Here is a 9,566-nt window from a genome sequence, read left to right as displayed (position 1 = left end):
ACCACCACCCGCACCACGACCACCAGCCCCACCCGCACCACCTGCACCACCGGCACCACCACCACCGGGACCACCGGGACCACCGGCACCACGACCACCGGGACCACCGGCACCACCGGCACCACCACCGGCGGAACTACTGGTGGGACAACCACCGGCACCACCGGCGGAACCACCACCGGCACCACCGGCGGAACCACCACCGGCACCACCGGCGGAACTACTGGTGGGACAACCACCGGCACCACCGGCGGAACTACTGGTGGGACAACGGGTACCACGACAAGCGGCACCACAGGCGGGCACGACCACGGCTGCAAGCCCCACGACGAATACAACGAGCATGGCGAAAAGCCCGAAAAGCCCGAAAAGCCCGGCAAGCCCAGCAAGCCCAGCAAGCCCGGCAAGGACGATGACTACCTCTGTGATCCTGCCTAGCATGCACGGCCGGCTCCGGAGGGGTAAGTGCTCGGAGGCAGCCGCCCACGTACACCAGTAGAACCGGGGGCGTGCGGCGCGGATCGTCGTCGATTCCGCCGCACACCGCAGACGGAAGCTCAGGAGAACCAGGTGAGAGAAGTCGGGAAGGAAGGACCGGATGGGGCCGTGCGGGGTGGCGTTGCAGCCGCAGATGCTGACGGATCAGACCAAGCTGGAGCTGGGCCGACTGCACGGAAGGAGGGCGGGAGACCGACTGCGCTCCAAATGTCCTCAGAGCCGCCCATCGCCCTGAAGGCCGGCGTACAAGTCGCCGTGGTTTTGTGCCTGACGGCGACCCTGGCACATGTACTCCTGGTATTCCTGCAGGTGGCACCACCGAATCCCATCTCCCGGCAGTACAGTCGGCAGATCAACGCCTGGGTCTTCCCGTTGTTCGAACAGAACTGGCGGCTCTTCGCCCCGGACCCGGAGTCCGTCAACCGGCAGATTTCGGCGAGGACCATGCACACCGCCCCGGACGGCACCGCCCAGGTCAGCGGCTGGTTCGACCTGACCGCCGTCGACACAACCGAGGTAAGACATGACCCCTTCCCCAGCCACACAGCACAGAACATGCTGCGCCGGGCCTGGACTTCCTACCTCGAAACGCACGGCGGCGACGACCATCCGCGCTCGCAACGCGCTCTGATGATCCAGCAATACCTGCGCAATATCGCAGCGGATCGCATCGCCACCCATCGCCGCGGCACATTCGAGTCCATCCAGCTGCGGGTGATCACCCTGCCCATCGCCGCGCCGGCCGCAGCGGGCAGCCCCGGTCTGGGCGCGGCCCCACCGAGGCCCGCCGACACCCGTTACCTGCCCTGGTGGAAGGTGGCCCGCCATGCAACAGGCTGAGCAGACACCGATCGCGGCGGCATCGCCGTCGCAGCCCGGACACGGCACCGAGCGGGCGAGCGCACACGCGCCGCAGCAGATGCTGGCCCGGTTCGCAACGCTCCTCACTCTCCTGCTGGAGCGGCCGATCTCCCTGTACGCCGCGGCGGTGCTACGCATCGGCTACGGGTTCCTCTACTTCGCTTTCCTGCTGCGCGAGTTTCCCCACCGCGACGAGATCTGGGGTCCCGGCTCACCGTGGACGCCAGCACTGGCCAGGCAACTCTTCGACCAGACCGGGTGGGCCAGCATCCTCACCCTGTCCGGCAGCCGGGCCTACTTCGAAGCCTGCTACGCGGCAGCCCTCGTCATCTCCGCGCTCTTCATGCTGGGCTGGCGGACCAGAGCGGTGTCCGTGCTGTTCGCGGTCGTAGTGACGTCGTTCCACGCCAGGGCGATCTTCATGACGGACGGCGGGGACAACCTCATCCTCCTCATGGCCCTCTACCTCGTCGTCACCGCATGCGGCCGACGCTGGTCCCTCGACGCGCGCAGGACCCGGCTCCGAGCATCCGCGGTCAGGACAGTCCGGCTCCCGCCGGACCAGGCATCCGGCGAGCTGCGACGCCATCTCCACGACGCGCGCCTGCAAGTGACCACCGTGCTCCACAACTGCGGCATGCTCGTCATCGCCGCCCAGGTCTGCTTCCTCTACGGATCCGCGGGCCTGTACAAGGTGCAGGGCGCTTCCTGGGGCAACGGCACCGCCCTCCACTACGCCCTGAACCTCGACCTGTTCCAGCCCTGGCCCGAGCTCTCCCGCATGGCGGACGGACACGACGTACTGATCGCCATCACCTGCTACCTGACCGTGCTGTTGCAGGTGGCCTTCCCGTTCGTCCTGTTCGGCAGACTCAAGTACCCTGTCCTGACGATGCTGTTGAGCATGCACCTGGGTATCGCGCTGTTCCTGGGCCTGCCGCTCTTCTCCGGCGCGATGATCGCCGCAGACGCTGTGTTCCTCCCGGACCGCTTCTACCGGTACCTGGGACAGCTGTTGATGCGCGTTGTCCCATGGACCGATGTCAGAAAGGCGCGCAATCCCACCCCCGCAGGGGCTGCACCGGTCCCACCCCAGTCGGGAACGGCCAGCTGAAACTGACACCTGGTCCCGCGCACCCCGCCAAAACCCTGCATCGCGCACCGCTCGAGCACCGCTGGTCGCCGACGCGCACCTGCTGGTGGAGGAAGCCCTGAAAGTTCTGACCGCAGTACGCTGGCCTGCCGTGATCGGGGCGAACGGCTGCGCCGCACCCTGGCCTGAGGCCGGAGACGACGCAGACGCTCGCGGGTATGGGCACCCGGGTCGCCCTACCCGCCCAGCGTCCCGCCGCCCGGCAGGCGGTGGCCTCTACGGGGCGGAGGTCCACCATCCGGACACATCTGGAGGCGGCCGCCCTCGACACGGACCAGGATTTCGCAGAGCGGTGCCTCGCCTCCTGCCGCAGCATCGACGTCGTCCGGGGCCCCTCCGGGAGTGAGGGCCTGCCGGAGCTGGACAGGGGCGTGGGCACACGCCGGGCACTTACTACCACCAGGCGCAGGCTGGTTCGGGGCACACCCGAAAGAGCCTCGCCTCGAAGCACCCCCGAGGCCGAACGGGACCGCAAGCAGGACGAGTTAGATGGCAGTGCGCGGCGCGGCGGTCACGGCCGGTCAGTCTTCGTGGCGGATTCCTCGGCCTTGATCGAAGCCCGGTCATCGATCGGCGGGAGCAACACCCGCTTGTTCTCAGCCTTCTCCTTGCCCAGCATGTACAGCTCCGCCCGCGTGCTACCGGACTGGCTCGGGCACTCCTCGGGCGATTCGACCACCCCCCGGACTCCAGTCCGGGGAATGGGCAAGAATGGCCCCGACCCACGCATCAATGCAGGCCTTGCGCCCGGCTATCTCGCTCGCGTCAGGTAACCCTGGCGACGCGACCTGCCGACAGCCCCCGTCGACCTCTGGCTCACTTCGGAGAACCACCAAGGCTCCCCGAAGAGCTCGCAGGTCGCTGGACCACGCGGCTCTGGTCTGAGGACGGGGACGACATGAGCGACGATGATCTACTGGCGGTCCTGCAGGGAGTTGCCCGGCTCGCGGCGTCTGCGGTGAACACGGGTGGCGGCCTCTACAGCTGGAGCTTCTGACCGCCCTCCTGCGAAGGTGGCTTGCGTTTGACGCCGCTGCACGCCAAGAGCTCGGTCCCGGTGGCGTCGAAGTACAGCGTGAAGAACCAGGACCGGTCTGCTGCGTCGATGATGCCGGTGCGCAACTGCTCGTCGCGGTGCTGAGCGAGGATCTCAACGGTCTCGTCGAGGCCGAGGGTCGTCAGGCCACGCTTCAACGACCATCTCAGCCTCGTCGCAGCGATGCCAGCGACCATCCACTGGGGCACCTCCCTGTCCCAGACCACTACCTCGCCGCCGGCGGCGATGGCGTCGCGTGCTGCCTTGCAGGCCCGGGTCTGGTCAGTGAGCATCGTGGCGATGTCGGGCTGACTTGGGTGCTCGTCCTCGGTGACCATGCGGTGACTGTAGAGGCCGAACGCGGGCGTTGTTACAGGATTCGGCGTGGCCCGCGCGGGGCGCTGGGCCACTCTGCGCCTCCCGCGGTCCAGCCGAGCTGGAACCGGCTGCCCCGCCCGCCTATTCCGCACGACCAGATATCCGATCCTACCGACACTGCTGGAGAAGATCGCCACCAGGACAGGCAAGGGCGGCTTCTACAAGCTCGCCAACGACGGACTCAATGGGGCCTTCCATCTGGACTCCGCCTCGCATCACGGCTGGGAGACGGTTGCCGCGCTCATTGTCAGCACCCGGGCGTCGCCCCGGTGACCGGCGGCTCCCGCCTGGGTGGACCGTGTCCGCGCCTCGGTCGGCATCGCCCAGCTCGCCCTTCAGCAGATCGAGGACGATCTGGCCGCCGACGACGTGACGGCCTGGAGCTTGCCGCGATCCTGTACGAGTTCCAGGAGGACTCTGCCGTGCCCGGCGGCCCTTTCCCGGCCCTCGGGCAGCCATCAGCACCGACGCACGCAAAGCGGAACAGATCGAGCCCGGCCGCGACGGCGACGCCTCCTGCCACCTGCCACCTGCCACCTGCCACCTGCCACCTGCACGAGGCCGCCATCCTCATTACCGACAACGCCGGGAAGCGCCTGAACTGGACCACCCGCTCCCTCGACCCGCTAGGAGATGCCGCATGCACCCGCAGCTGCCGGAGAACGGGCTGATCGTGCTGATAGGTGCCTCCGGTGCGGGCAAGTCCACCTTGACCCGCGCCTGGCCCGCTTCCCAACTCTTCTCGCTCGATGCTCTGCGCGGCGGTCAGCGACGACTTCCTTGAGGTTCGGCATGTTGAACTTCTGTTCTACCAGGGCCCGTCAACAGCAACTGGTTCCCAATGAAGCTGTCGACTGGTGTCGGTGACAGTGTGTGAGTGTCCTTAGCCGAGTGCGGCCGGAGGGTGGAGGGGTGGCCTCGAAGGCGCGACCGTCGTCTATCAGGGGCGACAGAACGTTCAGACGGCGTCGCGCGAGAGCGATGATTGCCAGTCTGTGGCTCTTTCCCTCGACTCTTTTGAGTTCGTAGAAGGCTTGGGAGACGGGGCAGGAGGGGGCACTGACCATGGCCGACATGTAGAAGACCCGCATGAGGCGACGGCTGTGGTGTCGGGGGCGGCACATGTTGCCGCTGATGCGTCCGGAGTCTCTGGCGACGGGGGCCAGGCCGGCGGCGCCGGAGAGGCGGTCACCTTGAACGGTGGAAGTCAGGCGGTTCGAAGGCTGTGACTGAGCGCCTCATCTGACCACCTTGGCCAGCGCGGCGCTCAGCGTCTGCTGGAGGTACCGGAGTCCGGACCGCAGGACGCCCGTGCATCAGCCATCCTTGGACGCCCGAATACAGGAAAGTCTTCACAGGGCTTTGCTGCCAGAACTCACCTAGGGGGTGAGGAGTTGGGGGTACCGTTGCCGTTGGCGAACGCGGACTGACAGGGGAGATCGGCGAATGCTCTCGGAGGCGTTGGCAGCGCTGGCCGCTGCCGGAGGGGCCGCGGTGGTACAAGCCGCCGGCACCGATGCGTGGACTGAGACGCGGCGCCGCGTGGCGCGCTTGATGGCCCAGAGAAGCCGCGAGTCCGAGCTCCTCGAGTTGCAACGACTCGACCGGACTGCGGCCCTGCTGCCGACCGAGCGTGAAGAAGCAGTGGAGATCCGCCAGATTGCCCTCTGGCAGGCTCACTTCGAGGCATTGCTGGAGCGCCTGCACGGAGCTGAGCGCGACTCCGCGATTGCCGAGCTTCGCGACCTGGTCGAAGGCAGCACCGTCCGAGACCGGGACGGCGGGGGGAACCTCAGCGGCAATGTCTTCCACGGACCGACTGCGGTCCAGACCGGCAGCGGCAACCGCCAGGACAACCACTTCGGTCACACTGCATGACAGCACCAAGCCGCGGCGTCCCCGGAGAGGATTCGTCGGGGCACACGGAATTCCACGGTCCGACCGCCATACAAGGCGGATCGCACAGTGTTCAGAACAACCACTTCTACAGTCCGGCGCGGGGTGTCGGGGCTCTTCCGTGGAGCAAGATCTTCTCGACGGTGAGGGAGAAGGGACCGAGCGTCGTGGTCGTGCTCGGCCTCATCAGCGGCGGGTCATGGTGGTTGCATGATCATCTTGCGCAGCAGTCCCGGCTCAATGCGACACGCTCGGCCTGTCGACAGGCACAAGACGCATGGAGCGACCATGCAACAGCGGGTGCAGGCTCCGACAAGAGCACATCCATCAAATTTGACAGGAGATACGCACAAGAACTGAGCCTGGCCGCGAGTTCCGCGCGGGACCCAAAGATCGCGAGGGAGCTTCAGAACGACGCGGATGATACGAAGGCGTTCGCGGACGCCTATGAACGGGGCACCAGCGACGCCATGTCGGCCGCGTGGTCCGCGAGCACGCACGACTGGGGGCTGTGGTGGAGGGACTGCACCGTCGTCCTCAACTCAAAGTGAGGCCAGCCTTGAGTGGCCAGAATTGCAGGGTGCGCTCGGGCGGGTGACGTCCCTGATGAGGAGGCGGCGGGCCCGTGTCAAAACGGCTGGTTGTCGAGGCTGCATGGTCAGGACGTGGACGTTGTGGGGCTGCTCGGCGAGTTGTTGCCGTAGCTGCCGGTTCTCCATCACGGCTTGGTGCAAAGCACCGACGAGTGCTTCGACGTCACCTTGAGCCGGGCGATCCCCTCCGCGTCAGCAGCCCGCAGTTGTTTCGATCGTCTGCTGCTGCTCGCGGACCTCCTTGCGCAGCCGCTTGAGCTCCTCGCGCTCGGCGCTGGTCAGTTCACCGGACTCCCCCTCGCCCCGGTCCGCCTTGGCCCGGCGGTACCAGCCGCGCAGGGACTCCGAGCTGATACCGAGCTCCCGGGCAACCGCGGTGACCGTCTTGCCCGAGGAATCGACGAGCGCGATCGCGTCCCGCTTGAACTCTTCGGTGTACCGCTTCGTGTACTTGCTTCCCACCTGGTGCTACTTCCTCTGGAACCTCAAGATCCCAGTCTCCAGGTGTCCACGATCAAGGGGAAGCTTCAGTATGTAGCCTGTCCACCTGTTCGGACGGGCAAGGGGGCTGCAGGGTGGACTCGGAATGCCAGTGCGTGGGCATCCAGCTCCCTGGGGGTTCCAGGTGGGGCTGGGACGTCATCGCCTGGAACGCCGCTGGGTTCCGATTGGCGGCCGGGCACGTGGGACGGGCGGTGCCGGTGGTCGCTCGGCCTCACCGCTGCTTAAGGTCCCACAAGCTGCGTACCACCCAACCCTTGTTCACGAACTCGAAGCCGTATCGATTGGCCAGTTCAGCCGTTTCCGTCCCCGTGAGCGGACGACTTTCTTCACCCCGACGTGCAATCACGCCGGAAACACCGGCTCCTTTGTCGCCGAAATTCCACCAGATAGTGACAAAGCGTGGATCCCGTGTATGTTCAGCAATTGCATTGTTTTCGTGAATACGTCCATGGTAGACGACGTACCCGGCGGTCCCTTCGGCTTGCCACTTTGGCATCTCTTGATGAGGATTCTCCCAGGAGTACGACGTAGGCGATCCGAATGTCTCTATTGAGAGTCGGTCTCCGCGCGCGATTCCCGTGCTGGCCCGTACCTGGATCTGGTCGAACGGCGTGTTCGTGGGAAGTTCCACGATTCTGGTAGTGGTGAAAGACTGGTGAGCCGCAAGCCAATTCCCAAATACGGCCCAATTGTTAGCCTGCACGAGGTGCAACGGTTGGCTGACCTCACGACGGGACAAGGGGTTTCCAGCCTCGACGTCGTTACGCCACTGCGGAGCGAGCCGATCTGTGGAGCTGAGATGCACGGTACGGCCCATCACATGGAATTCAGGAGCAAGAAGGTACAGACCCACGTTGCTTCGATTCTCGAATCTGATGGTGACCGGCAAGGCGAAAGCCTTTTTGTCGGCTGCCAGGACAGGACTTCCCAATGTCACATCCAGCAGAGGGTTGGGCTCGGCGTGGTATGGCTGGTATAGCTGCGTGTAGCCGAAGTTCACCGCAGCGATGCCCGCCGAAACAGCCACCCCTGCGGCAACTCTCCGCGGGGAAGGGATCACGATCGATGTTCGGTAAATGTTGACCGACGCCCAGACAGACCCGACAGCGAGAACAGTCCATAGCAGCAGATATCCCCTGGAATCTCCGTCTCGCAGCGTGACGATGAGCAACATCAGGCCGGACACAGCGGCCGTGATGCTGCCGAGCAGCGCCACCAGCCCGGAGTAAGCGAAACTTCTACGAATCCAATGATCCACTGCGGCAACTGCGGCCAGCAGTACGATGGCGGATGCCAGGATGAGCAGGATCCCAGTGAAGCGCCACGTATAGGCCAAAGCCTCGCTGACGTCTTCCACTCCAAAAAAGCAGAGAAATCCGGACGTCACCAGCAGTACCAGAACGATCAGCACCAGCGCTGCCCCCGAACGCTCCATGCGTTTGGGCGTGCGTACCGATCGCGAGCGTGCAGAGGATCGTGCTCGCCCGGCCTGCCGTGCCAGCAAGGCGTGTTTGAGCGGCTTTGACGGCACATTGGCCTTGGGTGGATGACGCAGTGGCATACGAAGACTTTCGTCCATCCCGTCCCTTGCCGGAGCGAGGCGCGCGAGACCCCTCGCACTATGGCCTCACAACGGCAGTTTGGGATCCGGGAACCGAAAGTGGCCAGGGCTCTTCGCCTACGGAGACCTCGAGCTGAGTGTCTGCCGCTGCCGCAAGGTCTCTCTCATTTTCGTCCAGACCTGGCGTGACGTCGTCGAACTCCCCCCGCCGGCTGTCGAGGGGAACGGCACCTTCCCGGCAGGGCTGAAGCACGCGGACCTCGCTTCCGCCTTGGACAAGGCCGGCTGTTCCTGCGAGCCCTGTCCTCCGCTGACCTTCGGCGACCAGTCCTCGCTCGTGGCGATCCCGTCAGGAGCGAATTTCGCCTTCGAAATCTCCGAGGGCGAAGAGCCCGTGCTGTACGTCATGGACCTGCCCGGCGACGGACACGTCGGCTCTGCACGGACCGCTGGCCAAGACCGCTGCCGTGTAGCGCCGTCACAGCTCCATCCAGGAGAGATGCGGGAGTACCAGGCATCGCGATGCACCGCACCGCCGGTGCGCATCGGACGTCTTCAGAGTCGGCTTTCGAACTCTGGCCGGGGCTCGACAGACCTGGGTGACGCCGGTCGTGATGCCTGGCTTCGTGATACGGCGGTACTGTCGTCAACCCTCTGACCCCTCGTCCTCCCCGGACGCGTCACCGATGGCAACACGCAGGTCATGCATGCCCTGCATGATGTCGATGAGGGCTTCCTCCGCCCCGCACAGAGCCCGACGGGTTCCCTCCCGATCACCTCGATCGGCGTGCAGCTGGGCGCTGAGGGCATACAGCGCGGTCATCGCGGCAGCGAAGGACGCCTCCCGGCCCGGAGGCGGTTCCTCGGCCTCGGACTCCGAGACTTGAATGGCGGTGCGCTGCAGTCTGTTCGTCAGGACGTTGACCGCAAGGCCGGGGTCAGGACCCAGCTGGTCTGCCCAACCGAGCATCGTCTCGAGGACGTCCTCGATCTCCCCCTCCTCGGACAGACGCGTCGCGGCGGTGATATCAAACTCCTGTCTCTGATACACATCTTACTCTGACGACTCCAAATCAAGTGTAGATC

Annotated in this window: 11 protein-coding genes and 1 pseudogene; 6 read left to right on the top strand and 6 right to left on the bottom strand. The window is 65.5% G+C overall.

The annotated features are described in order from the left end of the window. The 3 genes and pseudogenes from ACFW2E_RS30080 to ACFW2E_RS30070 form a co-directional block, all read left to right on the top strand. A pseudogene (locus ACFW2E_RS30080) lies at nucleotides 1-438 on the top strand (hypothetical protein); the annotation flags it as partial. Between the two features lie 267 nt (nucleotides 439-705). Then, nucleotides 706-1,338: a DUF5819 family protein gene (locus ACFW2E_RS30075; RefSeq protein ID WP_384470221.1), complete on the top strand. Its 633-nt coding sequence runs from the start codon at nucleotides 706-708 to the stop codon at nucleotides 1,336-1,338. Nucleotides 1,339-1,417: 79 nt separating this feature from the next. Then, entirely contained in the window at nucleotides 1,418-2,473 is a 1,056-nt protein-coding gene (locus tag ACFW2E_RS30070; RefSeq protein WP_384470223.1) for an HTTM domain-containing protein, read from the top strand. 550 nt (nucleotides 2,474-3,023) lie between these two features. Here ACFW2E_RS30070 and ACFW2E_RS30065 read toward each other — a convergent pair. After that, complete coding sequence (locus ACFW2E_RS30065) at nucleotides 3,024-3,191, bottom strand: hypothetical protein (RefSeq protein WP_384470220.1); 168 nt, start codon at nucleotides 3,189-3,191, stop codon at nucleotides 3,024-3,026. Nucleotides 3,192-3,490: 299 nt separating this feature from the next. After that, the gene (locus tag ACFW2E_RS30060; RefSeq protein ID WP_384470219.1) at nucleotides 3,491-3,886 is read right to left on the bottom strand and encodes a hypothetical protein; all 396 of its coding nucleotides are present in this window, start codon (nucleotides 3,884-3,886) and stop codon (nucleotides 3,491-3,493) included. Nucleotides 3,887-4,566: 680 nt separating this feature from the next. Between ACFW2E_RS30060 and ACFW2E_RS30055 the strand changes: the two genes are divergently transcribed. Next, nucleotides 4,567-4,710: a hypothetical protein gene (locus ACFW2E_RS30055; RefSeq protein ID WP_384470218.1), complete on the top strand. Its 144-nt coding sequence runs from the start codon at nucleotides 4,567-4,569 to the stop codon at nucleotides 4,708-4,710. A gap of 37 nt (nucleotides 4,711-4,747) precedes the next feature. On the opposite strand, the gene ACFW2E_RS30050 is transcribed toward ACFW2E_RS30055, so the two are convergent. Beyond that, nucleotides 4,748-5,137 carry a transposase gene (locus ACFW2E_RS30050; protein ID WP_384470222.1) on the bottom strand — a complete coding sequence of 130 codons (390 nt, stop codon included), beginning with the start codon at nucleotides 5,135-5,137 and terminating at the stop codon, nucleotides 4,748-4,750. Between the two features lie 235 nt (nucleotides 5,138-5,372). Between ACFW2E_RS30050 and ACFW2E_RS30045 the strand changes: the two genes are divergently transcribed. Together ACFW2E_RS30045 and ACFW2E_RS30040 are read left to right on the top strand one after the other, a co-directional pair. Then, nucleotides 5,373-5,804: a hypothetical protein gene (locus ACFW2E_RS30045; RefSeq protein ID WP_384470217.1), complete on the top strand. Its 432-nt coding sequence runs from the start codon at nucleotides 5,373-5,375 to the stop codon at nucleotides 5,802-5,804. Between the two features lie 185 nt (nucleotides 5,805-5,989). Continuing rightward, a complete protein-coding gene (locus tag ACFW2E_RS30040; RefSeq protein WP_384470216.1) occupies nucleotides 5,990-6,373 on the top strand; it encodes a hypothetical protein in 384 nt (127 codons plus the stop codon). 234 nt (nucleotides 6,374-6,607) lie between these two features. Here ACFW2E_RS30040 and ACFW2E_RS30035 read toward each other — a convergent pair whose 3' ends face one another. From ACFW2E_RS30035 to ACFW2E_RS30025, 3 genes are all read right to left on the bottom strand, one after another. Beyond that, nucleotides 6,608-6,877 carry a transposase gene (locus ACFW2E_RS30035; RefSeq protein ID WP_384470215.1) on the bottom strand — a complete coding sequence of 90 codons (270 nt, stop codon included), beginning with the start codon at nucleotides 6,875-6,877 and terminating at the stop codon, nucleotides 6,608-6,610. A 253-nt stretch (nucleotides 6,878-7,130) separates the two neighbouring features. Then, nucleotides 7,131-8,480: a hypothetical protein gene (locus tag ACFW2E_RS30030; protein WP_384470214.1), complete on the bottom strand. Its 1,350-nt coding sequence runs from the start codon at nucleotides 8,478-8,480 to the stop codon at nucleotides 7,131-7,133. A 646-nt stretch (nucleotides 8,481-9,126) separates the two neighbouring features. After that, on the bottom strand, nucleotides 9,127-9,531 hold the full coding sequence (locus ACFW2E_RS30025) for a hypothetical protein (protein ID WP_384470213.1): 405 nt from the start codon (nucleotides 9,529-9,531) through the stop codon (nucleotides 9,127-9,129). Nucleotides 9,532-9,566: the final 35 nt, after the last annotated feature.

This window comes from Streptomyces sp. NPDC058964 (assembly GCF_042741275.1).
In the GTDB taxonomy this organism is placed as follows: domain Bacteria; phylum Actinomycetota; class Actinomycetes; order Streptomycetales; family Streptomycetaceae; genus Streptomyces.
The sequence above is the reverse complement of the archived record's forward strand: the minus strand, read 5'-3'. Positions and strand labels throughout refer to the sequence as shown.

What these genes read in the sequence shown, in the direction of transcription:
- ACFW2E_RS30030 (WP_384470214.1), bottom strand. Translation starts at nt 8,480, where the DNA reads ATGCCACTGCGTCATCCACCCAAGGCCAATGTGCCGTCAAAGCCGCTC.
- ACFW2E_RS30075 (WP_384470221.1), top strand. Translation starts at nt 706, where the DNA reads ATGTCCTCAGAGCCGCCCATCGCCCTGAAGGCCGGCGTACAAGTCGCC.
- ACFW2E_RS30070 (WP_384470223.1), top strand. Translation starts at nt 1,418, where the DNA reads ATGCTGGCCCGGTTCGCAACGCTCCTCACTCTCCTGCTGGAGCGGCCG.
- ACFW2E_RS30055 (WP_384470218.1), top strand. Translation starts at nt 4,567, where the DNA reads ATGCACCCGCAGCTGCCGGAGAACGGGCTGATCGTGCTGATAGGTGCC.
- ACFW2E_RS30045 (WP_384470217.1), top strand. Translation starts at nt 5,373, where the DNA reads ATGCTCTCGGAGGCGTTGGCAGCGCTGGCCGCTGCCGGAGGGGCCGCG.
- ACFW2E_RS30060 (WP_384470219.1), bottom strand. Translation starts at nt 3,886, where the DNA reads ATGGTCACCGAGGACGAGCACCCAAGTCAGCCCGACATCGCCACGATG.